At 48.7% G+C, this 19,565-nt stretch carries 16 protein-coding genes; 14 read left to right on the top strand and 2 right to left on the bottom strand.

What is annotated here, in order from left to right:
* Nucleotides 1-87: 87 nt before the first annotated feature.
* Together putP and KDK17_RS00105 are read left to right on the top strand one after the other, a co-directional pair.
* On the top strand, nt 88-1,617 hold the full coding sequence (gene putP / locus KDK17_RS00110) for a sodium/proline symporter PutP (protein ID WP_257287058.1): 1,530 nt from the start codon (nt 88-90) through the stop codon (nt 1,615-1,617).
* A gap of 248 nt (nt 1,618-1,865) precedes the next feature.
* The gene (locus KDK17_RS00105; RefSeq protein WP_257287057.1) at nt 1,866-2,093 is read left to right on the top strand and encodes a hypothetical protein; all 228 of its coding nucleotides are present in this window, start codon (nt 1,866-1,868) and stop codon (nt 2,091-2,093) included.
* Nucleotides 2,094-2,242: 149 nt separating this feature from the next.
* Here the strand turns inward: KDK17_RS00105 and KDK17_RS00100 are convergent, their stop codons facing one another.
* Nucleotides 2,243-2,575, bottom strand: coding sequence for a hypothetical protein (locus KDK17_RS00100; protein WP_257287056.1), 333 nt, complete (start codon nt 2,573-2,575; stop codon nt 2,243-2,245).
* A 278-nt stretch (nt 2,576-2,853) separates the two neighbouring features.
* Between KDK17_RS00100 and KDK17_RS00095 the strand changes: the two genes are divergently transcribed.
* From KDK17_RS00095 to KDK17_RS00045, 11 genes are all read left to right on the top strand, one after another.
* The gene (locus tag KDK17_RS00095) at nt 2,854-4,275 is read left to right on the top strand and encodes an isochorismate synthase MenF (protein WP_257287055.1); all 1,422 of its coding nucleotides are present in this window, start codon (nt 2,854-2,856) and stop codon (nt 4,273-4,275) included.
* The gene (gene menD, locus KDK17_RS00090; protein WP_257287054.1) at nt 4,244-5,986 is read left to right on the top strand and encodes a 2-succinyl-5-enolpyruvyl-6-hydroxy-3-cyclohexene-1-carboxylic-acid synthase; all 1,743 of its coding nucleotides are present in this window, start codon (nt 4,244-4,246) and stop codon (nt 5,984-5,986) included. Before KDK17_RS00095 ends, menD begins: the two co-directional genes overlap by 32 nt.
* Nucleotides 5,983-6,816, top strand: coding sequence for a 2-succinyl-6-hydroxy-2,4-cyclohexadiene-1-carboxylate synthase (menH, locus tag KDK17_RS00085; protein ID WP_257280014.1), 834 nt, complete (start codon nt 5,983-5,985; stop codon nt 6,814-6,816). The genes menD and menH overlap by 4 nt, the downstream gene beginning before the upstream one ends.
* A gap of 13 nt (nt 6,817-6,829) precedes the next feature.
* Nucleotides 6,830-7,864 carry an o-succinylbenzoate synthase gene (menC, locus tag KDK17_RS00080; protein ID WP_257280013.1) on the top strand — a complete coding sequence of 345 codons (1,035 nt, stop codon included), beginning with the start codon at nt 6,830-6,832 and terminating at the stop codon, nt 7,862-7,864.
* Nucleotides 7,840-9,246: an o-succinylbenzoate--CoA ligase gene (gene menE, locus KDK17_RS00075; RefSeq protein WP_257280012.1), complete on the top strand. Its 1,407-nt coding sequence runs from the start codon at nt 7,840-7,842 to the stop codon at nt 9,244-9,246. Before menC ends, menE begins: the two co-directional genes overlap by 25 nt.
* 82 nt (nt 9,247-9,328) lie before the next feature.
* Nucleotides 9,329-9,916: an RNA 2',3'-cyclic phosphodiesterase gene (gene thpR, locus KDK17_RS00070; protein ID WP_257280011.1), complete on the top strand. Its 588-nt coding sequence runs from the start codon at nt 9,329-9,331 to the stop codon at nt 9,914-9,916.
* A 431-nt stretch (nt 9,917-10,347) separates the two neighbouring features.
* Nucleotides 10,348-10,779 carry an L-alanine exporter AlaE gene (gene alaE, locus KDK17_RS00065; protein ID WP_257280010.1) on the top strand — a complete coding sequence of 144 codons (432 nt, stop codon included), beginning with the start codon at nt 10,348-10,350 and terminating at the stop codon, nt 10,777-10,779.
* Between the two features lie 527 nt (nt 10,780-11,306).
* The gene (locus KDK17_RS00060; RefSeq protein ID WP_257280009.1) at nt 11,307-13,046 is read left to right on the top strand and encodes an ABC transporter ATP-binding protein; all 1,740 of its coding nucleotides are present in this window, start codon (nt 11,307-11,309) and stop codon (nt 13,044-13,046) included.
* A 138-nt stretch (nt 13,047-13,184) separates the two neighbouring features.
* A complete protein-coding gene (locus tag KDK17_RS00055) occupies nt 13,185-14,744 on the top strand; it encodes an ABC transporter substrate-binding protein (protein WP_257287053.1) in 1,560 nt (519 codons plus the stop codon).
* A gap of 129 nt (nt 14,745-14,873) precedes the next feature.
* Nucleotides 14,874-15,854 carry an ABC transporter permease gene (locus KDK17_RS00050; protein ID WP_257280005.1) on the top strand — a complete coding sequence of 327 codons (981 nt, stop codon included), beginning with the start codon at nt 14,874-14,876 and terminating at the stop codon, nt 15,852-15,854.
* 11 nt (nt 15,855-15,865) lie between these two features.
* Nucleotides 15,866-16,810, top strand: a complete 945-nt coding sequence (locus KDK17_RS00045; protein ID WP_373690670.1) for an ABC transporter permease — start codon at nt 15,866-15,868, stop codon at nt 16,808-16,810.
* Between the two features lie 45 nt (nt 16,811-16,855).
* Here the strand turns inward: KDK17_RS00045 and KDK17_RS00040 are convergent, their stop codons facing one another.
* A complete protein-coding gene (locus tag KDK17_RS00040; RefSeq protein WP_257287052.1) occupies nt 16,856-18,016 on the bottom strand; it encodes a glycosyltransferase family 87 protein in 1,161 nt (386 codons plus the stop codon).
* Nucleotides 18,017-18,586: 570 nt separating this feature from the next.
* On the opposite strand from KDK17_RS00040, the gene KDK17_RS00035 reads away from it, so the two are divergent.
* Nucleotides 18,587-19,390: a M23 family metallopeptidase gene (locus tag KDK17_RS00035; RefSeq protein WP_257287051.1), complete on the top strand. Its 804-nt coding sequence runs from the start codon at nt 18,587-18,589 to the stop codon at nt 19,388-19,390.
* Nucleotides 19,391-19,565 lie beyond the last annotated feature (175 nt).

Here is a 19,565-nt window from a genome sequence, read left to right as displayed (position 1 = left end):
TAAAAAAATACATAAATATTACTGAAGAGTGATAAATGAACTACCTTGATAAAAAAAGAACACGAATGACAATTTAGGGAATCAATTATGTCTGAAGGAAATCTGCAGATAATCCTGACCTTTCTGGTCTATTTTACCGCAATGCTGGGTGTTGGCTACATTGCCTGGCAAAAAACAGCCAGTTCAGCAGATTATTTTCTCGGGGGACGTTCTCTGGGGCCGTGGTCTGCCGCTCTGAGCGCCGGGGCGTCTGATATGAGTGGCTGGTTGCTGCTTGGATTGCCTGGTTATGCTTTTGCCGCAGGTCTGGAAGCGTTCTGGCTGGCAGCGGGGTTGCTGGGAGGAACCTGGCTGAACTGGTTGATCGTTGCCCGACGCTTGAGAGTTTATAGCGTGGTTGCCGACGACTCGCTTACCTTACCGGAATATTTTGCCAGTCGCTTTGAAGATCATAAAGGACTTTTACAGCCGGTATCAGCAGCATTCATCCTTATCTTCTTCTTGTTCTATACCAGCTCCGGTCTGGTGGCCGGGGGTAAGCTTTTTGAGTCTGTTTTTGGCATCCAATATGAGTGGGCTGTCATCATCGGAATGTTGTCGGTGGTTTCTTATACCCTGTTTGGTGGTTTTCTGGCGGTTTGTTGGACGGATCTGATTCAGGGGCTACTCATGGCAGCTGCTTTGCTGATTGTGCCCATCGCAGCCATTGAGATCAGTGGTGGGGCGGATCAGGTGATTCTGGAAATCGAAGAGTTGAACCCGCAACTCCTGAATCTCTTTACGACGAGCGAAGGTCAGGCCCTTTCATTCATTACCATTTTCTCGTTACTGGGCTGGGGGCTGGGTTATTTTGGCCAGCCGCATATTCTGGCCAGGTTCAAAGCTGTGCAATCTTCAGGTCAACTGACTCTGGCCAGACGAATTGCCGTAAGCTGGACGGGCATTTGTATGCTGGGCGCTTTACTCGTGGGACTGGCAGGTATTGTTTATACCGGGCGGTCCGGTGTGCAGCTGCATGATCCTGAGGCCATCTTTATGTTGATGGTGAATACGCTTTTCCATCCGGTGATTGCCGGGATTTTACTGGCCGCTATTCTCGCGGCCATTATGAGCACTGCTGATTCTCAATTGCTGGTGTGTTCTACGGCTTTTGCTGAAGATTTCTACCGGGATCTTTTCAGAGTGAACGCCAATGCCCGGGAAGTTTTGCTGGTGGGCCGACTGGCGGTTTTGGGTATTGCATTGATTGCTACCTGGCTAGCGATGAATCCCGACAGTACTGTTCTTGGAATGGTATCTTATGCCTGGGCTGGCTTGGGGGCAGCGTTCGGTCCGGCCCTGCTGCTGTCTCTGTACTGGAAAAGAATGACTGGACCGGGAGCTATGGCGGGCATTATTGCCGGTGCTGTCACCGTAGTGATATGGAAACCATTAATCGGTGGCATATTCGATCTTTATGAGATAATACCGGGGTTTGTGATCTCTATGATGGCTTGTGTTTTATTCAGTTTTTTGGGGCGTCAGCCTTCGAGGGATATGATAGATCGTTTTGAAAAAGTGGAGAGCATGACTCGTTCTGTTTCCCGCTATGAGGATGAAAAGCCCTCGCTCTCGTAAGGTTGGTCGATTAATCACGAGGTTGATCAGCCGTTCACGGTATTAGCCATGGTCAGGTAATATCCTGTCTCCAGATCGTCGAAGGCCTGACTGACACAGTCCAATGACTGGGTCAGGCCGTAAGACGTTTCATGAGCTCACTCTTTCTCTAATAGCACGCAGAATCAATTAATTGGGTATAGAGTAATAGGTGTCTGTTCCCTATGACAAACCCTGAATCTACAGGTTAACGAAAGAGAGAGGGTGCCATGAAGCAATTGAAAGTGGCTGTCAAAAAGCGTCATCAGGATAGTGATGTGACTGATCCTCATGATGCCAAATTGAAACAAGTTTTGGAGCGCTTGAAGAAAAAAGGGTTGAACCCCATGCAGATGTGTCACAAATTGATTGAGCATGAGGAACCTGCTCCCCTGGACCAGGTCTGGAGCTACGACCTGGTGGTGGAGGAGTGCAAGCGCCTGAAAGTCCCTTACTGAGGGCCTCTTTAAACTCATGCCTTGGCGCCCGGCATGGCACCGAATAGACTGGTGCAATGCCGAAGGCTTGATCAAGGCATTTTTTTATGTGACCTACACCATGGCTGAAGCAGAGGTTTGGCAGAATTGAACATATTTGGGTCAGAGAGCTAAAACTTCCCGGTTTTCAGCAGCTGCTGAAACTTCAGTTTTTTCTCTTGTTCACTGAGTTGAGGGGCTTGATGGTCGGATTGAGGAATCAATGGACTCAGGTCAAGGCTGACAGGTTCACTTTCTGGTGCCGTTGCTTCCCCTTTTTCCTGAAGCAGATGATTATCCATTACGTCCAGCGCTTCCAGAAGGCCGGGATAGGTTCCGTCGGATTCATCCAGAGCCTGCAGTTTATTTGAGAGGTTATCCCGAATTTGTCGTATGCGTTCAAGAGAAACCTTGTCCTGATTTTCTTCCAGCCATCTTCTGGCTGATTCGCCGTTGGTTGCCATACTCGATCTGGTTCCAGAGTATTTATATCGAGTTCTATACTATCATTTCCATTCGGCTTTTGGTGAGGCTTTTGTTGAGGGCTATCGGGTGAGTTCCTGATCACATCAGTACGATAGGCATTGGCATTTTGTTGCATGAAATGCTTAGAGCCTTCGTCTTGGAAGATAACCTTTTTCCTTGATTCATTAATGCTTCGGTAAATACCATCCTGAAGGGATTGATTCTGATACGTACAATTTACTATCTGAATTTTGCCTAAGCGCTTGGGAGTAGGGTGTTGATAGAAGAAGTTCAAAGTCAGGTAGCAGAGCTGACTGAGCGGTTGAGACAGCTTCGCTTGTCCGATGCACCAGAGCGGACTTTGGTAAGGACTGAACAGCCTCTTCCCATGATTAATCTATTCAACTGGTTGTCTGATCAGACACTACCTGAAAAAACCTACTGGCAGGATCGCGACAGTGATTATAAAGTGGCGGGTCTTGGAAAAGCCTGGCGATTCGAGATCAAAGACCGGTCTGAAGTGAACACTTGCTTTCAGCAGGTGAACGCAATGTTGGATAAAACGACGCGCTGCCTCGGATACCTGTCTTTTTCGGACAGTCAGAAGATGATCTGGCCTGCATTTGGGTATGGCGAATTCTTTTTCCCGGTGATCGAAGTGGTTCAGACCCGAAAAGGATGTTCGCTGGCCTGTCACCTACTGGGTCATGATGAGCTGTCATGGATCACCAGTATCGATAGGGCTCTGGGTTATCTCGAACGGGTCAGCTGGACACTGGAAGAAGGGGACACTCACTGTCTATTGGGAACCCCGGAATTCAGACCTGACAAGGCGCATTGGGATTCCCTGATTGGGGAGACACTTGAGGGGCTTGAGTCAGGTGCCCTGAAAAAAGTGGTGCTTTCCAGGGAGGCAAGATTAAGTCTGCTGGAAGGTCAGTTGGATCCCTGGATGCTACTGTATCACTGGCAATTGGCAAATCCCAGGTCTTATGTTTTTGCCTTTGAATCCGATCAGGGCTCACTCTTTTTTGGCTGCTCTCCGGAACGTTTGTTTCGTCGTGTCGATCGGGTTGTTCAGACTGAAGCCCTGGCAGGGACGACCCGGCGAGGCATTGATTGCAATGAAGATTTGAGACTTGAGCAACGCCTGCTTAATGACTCAAAGAATGTTCATGAAAATCGCCTCGTGCTGGATGATATCCGCATGCGGCTGGAATCCATCTGCAGTGATCTGGAATTTGACCGCAGTCATTCCGTGGTCAAGCTAAAAACGATTCAGCATCTAAGGCAGTTAATCAGGGGCGTGCTCAAGGATGGAGTCAGTGACAGTCAGATACTTTCGCTTTTGCATCCCACGCCTGCGGTCGGAGGTGAGCCCAGAGAGGTGGCAAAGGATTTCATTGAAGAGCGTGAAGTCTATAGCAGAGGGCTTTATGCCGGAGCTTGTGGTGTGCTGGGTAAAAAGCGCAGCGATTTCACGGTATTGATACGCAGTGCTTTGCTGGAAGAGCAACAGCTCAAGGTGTTTTCAGGTGCCGGCATAGTCAATGGCTCAGATGCCCGGGATGAGTGGCAGGAGCTGAATAACAAGATCGGAACCGTTCTGTCATTGTTGGATCCTAAGACCTGTGTGATGGATACATCTAACCGTATTGGACGATCTCATGACCTTTCCCACCAGGCATCCCAGCCTTAATTTTCTCTGGTCTGCACTGATTCTGGAAGAATTGAGTCGGCTGGGTGTTGAGCATGTCTGCATTGCCCCGGGCTCTCGCTCTGCCCCTTTGACACTGGTGGCGGCAGAAAACAGTCAGTTTGAAAAGCATGTGCACTTTGACGAGCGTGGTTTGGGATTCTTTGCTCTGGGATTGGCCAAAAGTACCCGTAAACCGGTTGCGGTGATGACTACTTCCGGGACCGCGGTTGCAAACCTTTATCCCGCCATCATAGAAGCCAGACAGTCAGATGTGCCATTGGTTATAATCACCGCCGATCGACCTCCTGAGCTTATTGACTGCGGAGCTAATCAGGCCATTGAGCAGCAGGATATCTATGCCGGTTACCCCGCGGCTACTTTAACACTGCCAACACCCGATGAGAATATTCCTCCCGGCTGGTTACTGACCAGTATTGATCAAGCCTTTGCCCGTTCCTGCCAGCAGGGGCTTCCAATGCATATCAACTGTATGTTCCGGGAACCTTTGTATCCGGTAGGAAAGGTCTATGATTATTCAGGTTATCTGAATCGATTGTCATTCTGGTGTTCAGCCAATACGCCTCTCACTGCCTATAACACTGAGCTGAATGTATCACTGGACAAAAGTCCCGTTGGTTGGTCAGACTTTTCGACGAGCAAAGGTCTGATCATAGCGGGACGGATTGATGAGCAAGAGTCTGCCGAAGCGGTTGTAAAGTTGGCCCGGGCGTTGGGCTGGCCACTGCTGGCCGATCTTCAATCCCAGCTTCATGGCCACCCGGCGACGGTTCCCCATCCTGATCTGCTGCTGGCCAGCAAAGCCGGAAAAGCTTTGTTAAGTCAGGCAGATCGCATTTTTCAGGTGGGTGCTCATCTGGTGTCAAAGAGACTGGACAAGTTCATCTCTTACGGTGAGTGGCAGCATTACTGGATGGTTGGTCAGGGGCTTCGCAGAATGGATACCGGTCACTGCCAGACCTATCGACTGGTCGGACCTGTTGCTGACTGCTGTCGCATGTTGAGCGGGCTTTCCGACGATCAAGGCTCCGATCCAGTGTGGAAAGGCCAGATCGAACAGTTATCTCAATCGGTTCGTAGTCTGGTGGTTAAACTGGATTCCGCGCCGGGCTTGTTGACAGAACGTTGGTTGGGGACGCATCTGACCAGACTATTACCTGAGAACTGTAGTCTATTCATCGGGAACAGTCTGCCCATTCGGCTATTGGATATGTTCTCCCTTTTACAGTGCGGGCAGGTGTACGCTAACCGCGGTGCCAGTGGCATTGACGGGTTGGTGGCAACAGCGGCGGGCTGTGCTGTGGGTGAAAAGAAATTTATGGTGGCCGTCATCGGCGATCTTTCATTCCTCCACGATTTAAATTCTCTGCAACTACTGAGGCAGCTGGATTCACCGTTTGCCCTGTTAGTCATCAACAATGACGGTGGTGGTATTTTCAACTTGTTGCCGGTTGAGGATCGACCGGAAGCCGCGCAGAAATATTTTGTCACCCCCCATGGTTTGAGTGCCCGTCAGGCTGCAGAAATGTTTGGGTTGTCTTATCATCAGCCTGACAGTCGTGAGGCACTGGCAGCTGTTCTGAAGCAGGTGAGCCGAAAGTCAGGTGCTTCAGTCATTGAGGTGATGACTCGACCCGGTCAGGCTGCTGAGCAGATAAAGCAGGCGCTAAGTCAGCTGGAGGTGTTGTCATGAACGAAACCAATCTTGCTTATCGAACCTGGGGTGTCCGCGAAGGTGTGCCGTTGGTTTTATTGCATGGTTTTCTGGGAGACTCCGGAGACTGGGAGGGGTTAGCCAGACACCTTCAGGAAGATCTCTATCTGGTGGCTGTCGATTTACCCGGGCATGGCAAAAGCCGCGATGTCAAAGTCTGTCGAGATAATGCGTTTGAAGCCTTCGGTGATCTGCTGCGGGGAACGCTTTCCCAGCTGGGTCTCGATCACTACAGCGTGTTGGGTTATTCACTGGGTGGGCGACTGGCCATGAATCATCTTACTCAGGCAGCGGACGCTATCGACCGGCTGCTGGTCGAGTCGTCCCATCCCGGTCTGGAAGACAACACTGAGCGTCGGGCTCGCTGGAACAATGATCAGGGTTGGGCAGAGCAGTTTCGCAATGACCCACTTAATGAAGTCATGCAGCGTTGGTATCACCAGCCTGTTTTTGCCGATCTGAACAGTCGTGAGCGGGAACGACTGATGAATTATCGTTGTTCAAGTCATCAAGCTGACGGCTCATCTTCCGCACAAGGTGAGGTGGGTGCCAATGGGGAATCTCTGGCATGGGCACTTGAGGCGTTCAGTCTGTCCAGGCAACCAGAGTTTTGGGGAATGCTAAATCGCTCCTCAGGGACATCACATTATTTCTGCGGCGAACGTGATTTGAAATTTCAGGCCATCGCTCATCGTCTGCTTGAGATGGGTTGCTTTCATAGTGTTCATGAAATTAAAGAGGCAGGTCATAATATTCATAGGGAGCAGCCGGGAGCTATGGCTGCGATCATAAGGCAACTACTGTTGTGACCTTGAGTTCACTATGACGCACGCTCTGTTTCAGTCCTGCAACGTCTATCGATATCGACAGCCGTTGAGCAAACCTCTGCCATTAAAAACGACGACTCTGACAGGCCGTGAAGGCTTCATTCTTGAGATGTTCGATCAGAATGGACTGGTGCATTACGGCGAAGCCTCTCCACTGCCAGACTTCAGCAGGGAAAGTATTGTTGAAGCGCTGAAACAGTTGATGGCTGCAGCAGAATACTATTGTTCCCGGGGGTTACCCGATCAAAGTCTTCTATATCCATCAGTTGCTTTTGCTATCGAGAGTGTTCAGTTCAGTCTCGGCGAAGAGCAATGGAGTCAACAGAAGGTCTCTGAGTCTCCGCTGCTGCTGGGAGTCGATGCATTGACTCTCAGACGTCTGGATGATTGGCCTGAGAAATGGCCCGATGAGTTTAAGTTAAAAGTTGGCCGCAATGACACTGTGCAGGATGTTGGAGCGGTGCATCAAATTCTTGATCGGATTCCAGCCCATGTAAAACTCAGGCTCGATGCGAATCAAAGGTGGTCTATTGATGAGGCTATAGGTTTTGCAAGACAGGTGCCTGTCAGCAGAATCAGCTATATCGAAGAGCCTACACCGTATTTTGAAGAATTCCCGCAATTATTCCGGGAAACCGGTATGGGTTATGCGCTGGATGAAACATTGCAGGGGTCTGCAGTCAGCGCGAGTCTCTCAGAAATGAATAGATTCAGGGCTGAAGACGGGCTCAGAGCTGTTGTATTGAAGCCAACCCTGGTGGGAGGTGTCTCCCAATGCTTGTCCATGGCTAACCGGGCCAGGAAGAAAAAGGTCAGAGTCGTTTTTAGCTCATCCTTCGAAAGTGCCCTGGGACTGAGCCTTATTGAACAACTCAGTCTTCAGTGTGACCCAGAGGAATGTCCTGGTCTTGATACCCTTTCTGCTTTTCAAAACCCCGGATTTTGTCATTTGCCTGAGTATGGTCAGCGTCTGTCTTCAGATTTGCTCAACGCCATGGAGAATGTATGGAGTTATCGTTCTGCCCTCTGAGAGAGTGGACACTCAGAGATCCTCAAAAGGTTGCTGTCAGAGTGAATGGTCAGCTTGTAACCCGGGCTGAGCTGGATGCAAGGGTAGAAACAATCCGTGATGCTTTCTATAGTCAGGGCGTCAGGAGAGGTGATCAGATTCTGGTACCGTTAACCTGTGCCTGGGACTCGGTGATATTGATTATTGCCTGCTTGAGAAGCCAGTGGGTCTATTGCCCGGTCAATCCGCAGATGCCTGCTGAGCAGAAGACAAAGTATTGCCGGAAGATTGGCGCTCAGTGGGCGCTTAATGAAGGGTTTGGAGAGATACCGGGTCTGGAATGGCCCGCCCTCCGGGATCAATCTAAAGTAGCGGATGCCCGCCTGATCATTGAGCCAGAAGCTATGTTTGATCTGATTGCGACTTCAGGCACTACCGGTGTGCCCAAAGCCGTCAGTCATACTTTCTCGAATCATGTTTACAGTGCAAAAGGTTCTCAATACTGTACGCCCCTGACAGAGCATGACGCCTGGCTGTTGTCTCTGCCTTTGTTTCATGTTGGCGGTTTTGGCATTGTTGTTCGTTGCCTGCTCGCAGGTGCCGAGATAGTCGTAGACACGCAAAAAGTGCCATTGCAGCAATTGCTGGTGGAGCAACGAATTACCCATGTGTCGTTGGTGAATACTCAGCTGCGCCGATTGTTGGTAGAAGGAGCCGATTTGCTGGATGAGACCGGGCTGAAATACATTCTTTTGGGTGGAGGTTTTGCGTCTCCCGAGCTGGTATCTCAAGTTCAGGAAAAAGGTATCAGGATTCTAACCACTTACGGTATGACAGAGATGAGTGCCCAGGTCTGTACCGGAACCCCTCAATTTATCAGCTCGGGAGTGACATCAGGTGAGCCATTACCCTATCGGGAGCTGACCATAGTTGCTTCCGGAGAGATTCTGGTCAGAGGTAAAACGTTATCTGCAGGTTATTTTGAGGATGGCAACATTATTCCGATCGTCGATGGGCAGGGTTGGTATCACACAGGCGACCTTGGGCAGTATTCTGGCGATCAAATAATGGTCATTGGTCGTATGGATAACATGCTGATCTCTGGCGGAGAGAACATCCATCCCGAAGAAATTGAAAAGGCTCTACTCAGCATTGACGACATCACCATGGCTGTTGTGGTATCTGTAAGGAATGATGAATATGGGCAGAGGCCTTTTGCATTTGTACAAACCGAATCAGGTTCACTGAATGAAGTATTTACAAAACAAAAGCTTGCAGGCATTATCAGTCGGTTCAAGATTCCTGATATGATTCGCTTGCTCCCGGCTGAACAGATGCCCGCCGGCCTCAAGCCCAATCGTCGAACCCTGGAAGCGTTAGCAGACAGGCTTGCAAATCCTTAATCGTATTTAACTGATTACCGTCGCTATCTGACCCAGACCAAGGCATAATGCTGGCAACGAGCGGTGATAATTGAAGTGTCTGATGAAAACAAAAGATCAAAAAAACATCCGTGCATTCATCGCTGTCAGGATTCCGCTGGAGCTTGCAGCTACACTGCACAAGAAAGCACGACACCGAGCCGGTGATGTGCTTCAGCACAAGCTTCGCTGGATGGTACCACAACAGCAACACATAACACTGCGCTTTCTGGGTGAGTGTGACGAGCGGAGTCTTGAGCAGTTTTCCAGTTATATTGGAGATTCCCTGGCAAATGTTCACGGATTCGACTGTATGACCGGGTGTTTCGAATTTTTCCCTGATGCACACAGACCCCGCGCGCTGGCTCTGAATATACACTCAGGCCAGCAGTTGAATACACTGTCCCGAATTTGTGAAGAAGGCGCCCTTATGTGCGGAATGCGTCGTGAAATGCGCAATTTCCGGCCTCACGTCACACTGGCTCGTTTCAAACAGCATCATCATGTGACTCATAGTCATTTTTTCAATATGCCCAGTTACCGTATGACGGTCAATGAAGTGGTATTGATGAAGAGCGAAACAACGTCAGAAGGCACACATTACTCTGTAATGAAAGTATTCGCTTTGCAACCTCTGGCTAACTCAGCCTGACACCAGACTTAAACAGTTTGAATTAAGTGGAAACCCTGCGCTTTCGTTGAAAGGCAGGGTTTTTTGCTATCCAGCTCAGCCTGACCTAAAAAAACATGCGCAAAAATACACCAGAAACCGGATGGTCGCTTAAGAAGTTAATTTTATAGTGGTGATACTTTTTGCTCATTCAGTCTTGTTTAGCTTATTAATCTATAAAAATATTTTATTAAAGTTTTATACTTTGTTTTTAATTCTTAAAACAAAGTATTTCACTGTTGTAAATTGTTCTTGTCGGGTATAAATTATGCCGCGTCAAACAGGTGTCTCAATCGCTTGAGGTCCAGCGGCCTGTGCCTGGCAACCAAATAATTTTTTTCAGAACTTTTCAGACTTTTTCTGATGTGACTTACGTCAGAGGTATTCTATTGTCTGCATTCAGGGGGAGTGATATGTCAATTAAGCGCGAAACACTGGCAGATACATTTGCCCTGATCAGTTTTGGACTGGTTGTTGGATTGCTGGTTGAAATTCTGGTGGCCGGGTTGACTATTGAACAATCCCTGCAATCTCGTTTGATGAGTATTCCAGTTAACATGCTGGTTGCCCGTCCTTATGGTATTTATCGCGATTGGGTAATGAGCTACTGCCATTTTTTCAAATCAGGAAAAGTCGGAGATACAGTCCTGGATATAGTGGCGTTTGTTTCTTTTCAGATTCCGGTTTACGTCGGGCTGGTTGCGGCCACGGGTGCAACATTAGAGCAGATTATCACTGCTTGTCTGGGTCAGATAGGCGCTTTAATGTTGATGGCTCGTCCCTATGGCGTTTATATGCAGCTTTGTCGTAACTGGTTTGTATCAGTTGGTATGAAAGCTGCCTGATACTACTTATTCTTGTAAGTGATGTCCGAAATTTTGCCTGCAAAATAGGTGTTGCTGGTTACAGAGACTTCCTATTTTCTAACTATCTGGTTATAGTTCCCCCCAGTTTACCCGAATGTGTTGTATGGGTTTGCCTGTTATAACTCCGCCAATAGCGGAGTTAGACAGTTCCGGTTGCCTCTTTATTATACAATTGCAGCGTCGTCCGGTGGATCCCGGATTCGCACAATTTCCGCCTTGGTCGTTGCGCGAGTGTATAAAAAGAGTGTTTGCCAAAAGGCGAATGTGCACCTTTCAGGTCCCGAAGCTTTGATTAGATCTTTCTTGTCTCCAAGGCCGTAAGCCCGTTGTATTCAAGAGCGACAGGATTGGCAAAGCACGAATAAGAATTAGATGAAAAAGCAGTCATCAATAAAAGAATCGGCTGATAAACGATTAACCGGACAATCGCTTTTAAAAGTTTTTCGTTTATCAGAGCAGCTATTAACAAACGACTGTGTTTTCACAATGAATTTGAGGGGGGGAGCATGTCCTTATTGGAGGTCAATGACCTGCGTATTGAATTTCCTTCACGTCACGGTGTTGCAGTGGCCGTAAAGGGAATGTCTTTCACGGTTGCCAGAGGTGAGATTCTGGGCCTTGTGGGAGAGTCCGGAGCCGGTAAATCCACGGTTGGTAATGCTATTATTGATTTGCTCAGTGCCCCCGGTCGTGTGGCAGGTGGTGAAATCAGGTTGAATGGTGAAGTCATTTCAGGCCTTTCTGGAGAAGCCATTCGTAAAGTGCGTGGCAAACGAGTTGGATTTATTTTTCAGGATCCAATGACTTCATTAAATCCGCTTCTGACCATTGAAACCCAATTAGTTGAAACCATTACCGAAAACCTCGGATTAAATCCAGCTGATGCTTTTATCAAAGCAATCGAGATGCTGAGCGCCGTAGGTATTCCGGAACCGGAAATCAGAATCAAGCAATACCCCCATCAATTCTCTGGTGGTATGCGTCAGCGGGTAGTTATTGCAATTGCTCTGGCTGGTGAGCCCGAATTAATTATTGCTGATGAGCCCACTACTGCCCTGGACGTTTCCATTCAAAATCAGATTCTTGATTTGATTCGTGAACTCTGTAAAGAGCGGGAAGTCGGCTGTGTATTGGTAACCCATGATATGGGGGTCATTGCAAACGTTACCGACCGCGTTGCCGTGATGTATATGGGAGAATTGGTGGAGATTGGCGAGCCCGGCAAGATTCTGCAAAACCCTGAACATCCTTATACACAGAGTCTGATCAGCGCTGTTCCAAGAACCGATGTCAAACTGCACCGTTTTCCTCGGGTCGAATACATTGAGAAAGTTGAAACTCGCAACATTGATGTCAAGAATCACTGGTTGGGTCAGCGTGAATCCTTTGGCTCTATAGAAGATGAGAATCTCCTGAGCGTTGAAAATGTCATACTCAAATTTGAAACCCAGTCTGCTTTCCTGAAGAAGAACCGTCGTTATGTGACCGCATCCAATAATGTTTCATTTAAAGTGCGTGATGGTGAAACCTTCGGTCTGGTGGGTGAATCGGGCTCAGGCAAGTCAACCATTGCTCGTGTGATTGCGGGTCTTTATCCGCCTGACTCCGGGCAGGTTGTATTCGCAGGTAATGATATTACCCGGCTGAGTGAAAAGGCCCGTAAGCCTTTAAGGCGACAGATTCAAATGGTATTCCAGAATCCCTATTCCAGTCTGAATGCCCGTATGAATGTTAACGACATTATTGCCGAGCCCATTCGTTTTCATGGCCTGGCTGACTCTGAACGGCAGATTAGACAGATCACTGCTGACCTGCTGGATCATGTTGGCCTGGGCAGTAAGGCCGGGATCAAGTTTCCTCATGAGTTTTCCGGTGGTCAGCGGCAGCGTATTTCCATTGCCAGGGCATTGGCTACCCGTCCCCGCTTCCTGATTTGTGATGAACCTACATCTGCGCTGGATGTATCGGTTCAGGCGCAGATTCTCAACTTGTTGAAAGATCTTCAGGAAGAGTTGGGTCTGACCATGCTGTTCATCAGTCACGATCTGACAGTTATCCGTCAGATGTGTGACCGGGTTGGGGTTATGAGGCATGGAACCCTGGTTGAGGTGGATGAGACTGAGAAACTGTTCAAATCTCCTGAGCACGAATATACCCGGAACCTGATTGAGCTGATGCCGAAAATTGATCATCTCTGCCATCAGGATCTGGAAGTCGCACAACAGACACCGGCTGTATTGGTCTGATGACATATGGATCGGGTGTCTATTCGTTGCCGTGTGCGCAGAATCAGTTTTATTTTTTGTCCCGGAAAATTTTTCACAGAAAAGTTGTTTCTGAAAAAAGTATAAAAACGTTTGTTGACCTGCCCAGAGGGTAAAATAATGAAAAAAATGATCAAGTCACTGGCTGGAGTTGCTCTGGCTTCTACATTAGCAATGAGTGTACAGGCTGCTTCCCTGAAGATTGCTTACGACGCTGACCCTGTGTCTCTGGACCCGTATGAGCAGCTGTCAGGCGGTACCCTGCAGATGGCGCATATGTCCTTTGATCCACTGATTCGCTGGAATCAGGATCTGAGCTTTGAGCCTCGTTTGGCCGAGAAGTGGGAGCGTATCGATGACCTGACCATGCGCTTTACCCTGAGAAAAGGTGTCAAGTTCCATTCTGGTAACACATTGACCGCCAAAGACGTGAAGTGGACCTACGATCGTATGGTTAACAGTGCGGACTACAAAGCGATCTTTGCGCCGTTCGCCGAGCTGAAAGTGATCGACGACTACACCTTTGATCTGGTGACCAAGAAGCCTTATCCACTGGTTCTGAACTCTGCTACCTACATCTTCCCGATGGATAGCCAGTTCTACAGCGGTAAAGATGATAAAGGCCGTGATAAAGGACTGATCGTCAAGCATGGCGATAGTTTTGCTTCCCGTCACATTTCTGGTACCGGACCTTACGTCGTCAGTGAGCGTCAGCAAGGCGTGAAGCTGGAATATGAACGTTTTGATGGATACTGGGACAAGCAGTCTCCGGGTAACGTTGATAACATCACTCTGACGCCGATCAAGGAAAATGCGACACGTGTTGCCGCTTTGTTGTCCGGTGGCGTGGACTTTATCTACCCGGTGCCCCCAAATGATCATGAGCGTATCAAGCGTTCTGACGATGCTGAACTGATCACCCTGACCGGTTCCCGTCTGATTTCTTTCCAGCTGAATCAGGATCGTGTTGAAGCATTCCAGGACAAGCGAGTTCGTCAGGCCATCGTTCATGCTGTCAACAATGAAGGCATTGTTAAAAAGATTATGAAGGGCTTTGCCGAGGCTGCCGGTCAGCAGGGGCCTGAAGGTTACGCAGGTTATGTTGATGAACTGGAACCGCGTTACGACCTGAAGAAAGCCAAACAGCTGATGAAAGAAGCAGGTTATGAAGATGGCTTCTCTGTCACCATGATGGCGCCAAATAACCGTTACATTAACGATGCCAAGATTGCCCAGACGGTGGCCAGCATGTTGGAGCGTATTAACATCAAGGTTGACCTGAAAACCATGCCCAAGGCGCAGTACTGGCCAGCATTTGATGAACGTGCTGCCGACATCATGATGATCGGCTGGCACTCTGATACTGAAGATTCCGCCAACATGACTGAATACACCACTGCCTGTGCTGATGCCAGCACAGGCTGGGGTCAGTACAACAGTGGTAACTACTGCAACGAGTCCGTCGATAAGCTGGTTAAAGCAGCAGGTACTGAAACAAACCTGGACAAGCGCGCCAAGCTGCTGCAGGAAGTTGAGAAGGAACTGTACCAGGAAGCAGCCTATGTTCCTTTGCACTGGGAGAACCTGGCCTGGGGCGCCCGTAAAGGTGTTAAAGCTGAAGAAGTGGTTAACATCATGAACTTCCCATACCTGGCTGACCTGGTCGTTAGCGAGAAGTAATCGTCACAGGGCCGGCTCATACCGGTCCTTTTTTGGTTTTTTTCTGATCGATCATTACCTCTGATCAGTCTGTGTCGTCATCTGAGTGGAGCGGCATTTTCGCAAGTATAAAACGCTGCAGGGTTTTTTATGTTGTTATTTTTATTCAGGAGGCTGGTGCAGGGTCTGGTGGTGATGTTTGTCATCAGCCTGATCAGTTTTTCCATCCAGGATAATCTGGGTGATCCTCTCAGAGAGATGGTGGGCCAGTCCGTGTCAGAAGCTGAACGGGAGGTGCTGCGTGATGAACTGGGCCTGAACGATCCTTTCCTGGTGCAATATGGTCGCTTTATGTCCAGGGCGGTCCAGGGGGATCTGGGAACCTCTTACTTCTTTAAAGAGCCCGCTCTGGAAGTCATTATGGATAAGTTGCCAGCGACGCTTGAGCTGGTATTCAGTGCCACCCTGCTGATTATTTTGATCTCCATTCCAGCAGGTGTTTATAGTGCCATACGTCCGAACAGTTTTTTGTCCAAGTTGATTCTCGGAGTCAGTATTTTGGGTATTTCTGTCCCTGTTTTCCTGACTGCAATATTCAGTATTTATCTGTTTTCCATTGAGTTGGGGTGGCTGCCTTCCTACGGACGAGGTGAGTTAACCCACGTCTTTGGTAGCTGGGAAACCGGCTTCCTGAGCAAAAGTGGCTGGTTACATCTGATTCTGCCGTCTGTTTCTCTGGCCAGTATCATGTTACCTCTGTTTATTCGTTTGATTCGCTCAGAGATGGTGGAAACCCTGCACAGCGAGTATGTGAAATTTGCGAAAGCGAAAGGTCTGCAGAAAGCACGTGTTTACTTCCTGCACGCTCTGAAGAACACCATGTTGCCTGTTATTACGGTGGGGGGTGTCCAGATTGGAACCATGGTCGCCTATACCATCCTGACAGAGACCGTCTTTCAGTGGCCCGGCATGGGCTTCATGTTTCTGGAAGCGGTAAACCGTGTTGATACTCCCCTGATTGTTGCTTATCTGATCGTCGTCGGTGGCATCTTTGTGGTGGTGAATACCCTGGTCGATCTGATCTATGGCCTGATTAATCCAACTGTAAAACTGGCAGGAGGCAGCCAATGAGTGAGTTGCCCATGAATGAAGTAAGCGCACAAGAGGTGCCTTCTACCTGGCAAAAGATTCGTCAGTCCAATATCTGGCACAGTTTCGTCAATGACCGTCTGGCTATGTTGGCTGCTTTTATATTGACTGTTATGGTCGCTGCTGCCTTGCTGGCACCGGTTATTGCTCCGACGAATCCTTATGATCTCTCTACCATTGATATTATGGATTCCGAGATAGCGCCGTCCTGGAGTGAAGAGGGCGATGAGCGATTCCTGTTGGGAACAGACTCACAGGGCCGGGATATGCTGAGTACCATTCTTTATGGTGCCAGAATCTCCATTACCATCGGTTTCTTTGCGGTCCTTCTACAGGCGTTGTTGGGCATTGTTATTGGTTTGACGGCTGGCTACGCGGGTGGGCGAGTTGATAACTTCCTGATGCGGATGGCGGATATTCAGCTGTCGTTCTCCACTATGATGGTAGCCATTGTCGTGTTGGCTGTGTTTCAGGCGTCCTTTGGGTCAGAGTTGTACAGCAAGCTGGCAATGTGGATGTTGATTCTGGTGATTGGTATCGCAGAATGGCCACAGTATGCCCGTACCATTCGTGCGTCGGTCCTGGCTGAGAAAAAGAAGGAATATGTCGAGGCTGCCAAAGTCATGGGTTTTGGTTCAGGGCGTATTATGTTTCGACACATTCTGCCAAACTGCCTGTCTCCCATTCTGGTCATCTCAACCGTCCAGATTGCCAACGCCATTATCAGTGAAGCCGCCCTGTCTTTCCTGGGGCTGGGGATGCCTGTGTCGGAACCTTCATTGGGGTCGCTGATCTCAAGTGGCTTTGAGTATATTTTCTCTGGTAGCTGGTGGATTACGGTTATTCCAGGTGTCATCCTGGTCACACTGGTTCTGGTGATTAACCTGCTGGGTGATTGGCTGAGGGACGTGCTCAATCCCAAGCTCTATAAAGGTTAAGCGTCACTGACAAAAAGGCCGTTTTAGCGGCCTTTTGCTTTTTTCTCAGGGTGCAAATACCCTTTTGCTGCTCAATTGCCAGATCAGGACACCAGTGAAAATGGCAGCCATCAAAGGATTGAACCAACTGGTGGCGTCTGTGACCAACGTCCTTGAAATATCAAAAGCAAAGAGAACACCGAGGGCAATTAAACCGGTTGTCCATGCCAGGGCTTTATCTCTCCACTGGCAGGTTGCAGCAGTAAACCAAAAGGCCAGAACCGAGCCAAGAATAATATAATCGGTATTAACGCTTCTGGGGTTGAACATAACGTGATAGCAAGCAGCAAAACTCAATAAATAGATCAGGCCAGTCCTGGTACCATGACGGACAATGGCATAAAAGCAAACGGCCCAGGTCATGGCTGCCAGAATGATTTTCAAAATGTTCTGCAGGTTTTCCGGGACAGAGTAGTTGAAAAGTTGCATGGGAATGTTGAAGAAACTGGCCCAGTTAGGTGTTGTTACTCCCCGGTCAACGGCTGAGTCGGCCATCTCAAGAAAGTTGTTGTACTGTTCGAGTCCATAATCCAGGCCACCAAACACCAGAGGCAGTGACAGAAATGCCAATAGCATCAACGGTACTCTTAGCCAGAAAGGCCTGAACAGTGTGGTTACCAGCAGGAAGAAGACAATAAAGGTCGGTTTCAGGCTCATGATCAGAGCCAGAATCAGGGCTGCCGAGTTCCAGCGCTTCTCTATAATCTGGCTGATCACCAGCATCATGGCTGCAATGAGGATCACATTCACTTGCCCGTTTCTAAAGCCAGAGAAAGCAATGGGAACGGCAATCAGACTGAATAATCCAAACCTGTTAAAGAGGGTTTCCCCAGAGTATTCCTGAAAGTGTCTCAGCAGTCTCAGGCTGGCCCAGACATAAAGACCTATGATAAACAAACGCCAGAGCAGGTCAGCGAGAAATATGGGCAGTTTGGTGATCGGTACAAAAAGTACGGCAAAGGTGGGGGTATAGATGAAACCTCCTGGTCCCGAGTAGAGCTTTACCCGGTCGATCCACCGATCAGCGCCGAGCAGGTAGCTGTCCAGCACGGTGTGCTGACCCGGTTCCAGGGCGACTTTGACAAAGATCAGAATTACGGCCAGCCCCCAGAGAAACATTCCGAAAAGGGCCGCAGGATGATTTTTCAGGAGGGCTATGTCCTTCATCAGTGCTCGTTCTTTTTTAGAGTTATGACCGAAAACAGGTCACTTTCTCACTGGCTAAAAGAGATCTGTTTTTCACAAAGCTGATTACAACATACGATGAGAATGTCTTTTCTGCCAGTGGTCCGCATGAATTCCTGACAAATCAGCTGAAATTCTTTGTTCTTAAGGGCTAAAGGTGAAAACAGTGCATCTGAAAGGGGGGCAGGCTTTGTGTGCTTATCACTTCGATTTGCTGAGCAATTTGTTCAGCAAATCGAAAATGACTTCAGTGGGCATGAGCGCTCCGCAGGTGGTTGACGATCAGGTTTCAGGCTCAAGAGTCAGAGACAGTAACAAAGCAAAACCGTAAACGGTGGGGAGAAAAAGAGACAGGGTTAGAATAATGTAGTCCATGTTCATGATAGGGTACCTGCTGTTATTCTTTTTATATTGAGAGTGCCGCATCCTGCCTGGCTGTCAGTTTATCGGGTAATACAAGCTGGATGAGACCTCCTGAGCCTGACAGCTTTGTACCAATCTATCAGTTTGGGATAAGGTTTGAAAAGTAGTGATATCAGACATGGAGTCCTTATGCGATTAACTCTGTTGCTTTTTTCCTGGTGGGTGTTGCCATTGGCAATGGCTCAGGATGTTGTTTCTCTTAAGTCGAAACTGGTTCAGGGGGGCTTTTATATAGGGCAGGTGAAGCCGGGAGCTGGAGTTATCTACAAAGGCAGGTCTGTCAGAGTATCTGAGCATGGTCGTTTTATCATCGGGTTTGGACGGGATGCTCAACTCCGGCAAACCATTCGGTTGATCGCTCCGGGCGGTAAAAAAGAAGAACTCAGAATCGGATTATCAAAACGAGACTATAAAATTCAGCGAATTAATGGTATTGCCCACAAATACGTCAGCCCGGCGGAGAAAGTGCTGGGTCGAATATCGGGTGAAAACCAGCGGGTTAAATCAGCCAGACAGTTTGATTCCGTTCAGAAAGATTTTTTTGCCGGCTTTGAACGTCCGGCAGTGGGGCCTGTCAGTGGTGTCTATGGCAGTCAGAGAGTTTTTAACGGTGAGCCAAGGAGACCACATTTTGGACTGGATATTGCCGGCCCTGAGGGTGCTCCGGTAATAGCTCCGGCCAATGGTGTTGTTCGGCTGGCTGAGTCTGATTTGTACTTTTCCGGTGGCACGATCATTATCGACCATGGTTTCGGTATTACCACCAGTTACTTGCACCTGAGCCAGCTAAAGGTGGTTGATGGGCAGAAAGTAAAGAGGGGCGATGTAATTGGTGCTATTGGCGCAACGGGCAGAGTGACAGGCGCTCATCTTGACTGGCGGGCAAACTGGTTCGATGTCCGGCTTGATCCGGCTCTGATGATGCTTGAGTAGGGTTGAGTCTGGGTACTCTTCTCCACGGCGGCCCTGATTTTCTGATATGCCTTGTTATCACTTCTCGTTATCTGCACCAGAGCCAGTGAGGAGCCTGTTTTACTTAGCAGCCTGTCGGAATTAAGCGTCCGTAGCGAGGATTGCAAGAAATTGAGGATAAAAAATTCTGCTTCTG

The organism is Endozoicomonas sp. SESOKO2 (assembly GCF_024606245.1).
Classification (GTDB): domain Bacteria; phylum Pseudomonadota; class Gammaproteobacteria; order Pseudomonadales; family Endozoicomonadaceae; genus Endozoicomonas_A.
The sequence above is the reverse complement of the archived record's forward strand: the minus strand, read 5'-3'. Positions and strand labels throughout refer to the sequence as shown.

Bases quoted from the DNA above. Each gene is read 5' to 3' on its own strand.
- KDK17_RS00060 (WP_257280009.1), top strand. From the start codon at position 11,307: ATGTCCTTATTGGAGGTCAATGACCTGCGTATTGAATTTCCTTCACGT.
- thpR (WP_257280011.1), top strand. From the start codon at position 9,329: ATGAAAACAAAAGATCAAAAAAACATCCGTGCATTCATCGCTGTCAGG.
- KDK17_RS00045 (WP_373690670.1), top strand. From the start codon at position 15,866: ATGAATGAAGTAAGCGCACAAGAGGTGCCTTCTACCTGGCAAAAGATT.
- KDK17_RS00050 (WP_257280005.1), top strand. From the start codon at position 14,874: ATGTTGTTATTTTTATTCAGGAGGCTGGTGCAGGGTCTGGTGGTGATG.
- KDK17_RS00105 (WP_257287057.1), top strand. From the start codon at position 1,866: ATGAAGCAATTGAAAGTGGCTGTCAAAAAGCGTCATCAGGATAGTGAT.
- menE (WP_257280012.1), top strand. From the start codon at position 7,840: ATGGAGTTATCGTTCTGCCCTCTGAGAGAGTGGACACTCAGAGATCCT.
- menD (WP_257287054.1), top strand. From the start codon at position 4,244: ATGACCTTTCCCACCAGGCATCCCAGCCTTAATTTTCTCTGGTCTGCA.
- putP (WP_257287058.1), top strand. From the start codon at position 88: ATGTCTGAAGGAAATCTGCAGATAATCCTGACCTTTCTGGTCTATTTT.
- menH (WP_257280014.1), top strand. From the start codon at position 5,983: ATGAACGAAACCAATCTTGCTTATCGAACCTGGGGTGTCCGCGAAGGT.
- KDK17_RS00035 (WP_257287051.1), top strand. From the start codon at position 18,587: ATGCGATTAACTCTGTTGCTTTTTTCCTGGTGGGTGTTGCCATTGGCA.
- alaE (WP_257280010.1), top strand. From the start codon at position 10,348: ATGTCAATTAAGCGCGAAACACTGGCAGATACATTTGCCCTGATCAGT.
- KDK17_RS00100 (WP_257287056.1), bottom strand. From the start codon at position 2,575: ATGGCAACCAACGGCGAATCAGCCAGAAGATGGCTGGAAGAAAATCAG.
- KDK17_RS00040 (WP_257287052.1), bottom strand. From the start codon at position 18,016: ATGAAGGACATAGCCCTCCTGAAAAATCATCCTGCGGCCCTTTTCGGA.
- KDK17_RS00055 (WP_257287053.1), top strand. From the start codon at position 13,185: ATGAAAAAAATGATCAAGTCACTGGCTGGAGTTGCTCTGGCTTCTACA.
- menC (WP_257280013.1), top strand. From the start codon at position 6,830: ATGACGCACGCTCTGTTTCAGTCCTGCAACGTCTATCGATATCGACAG.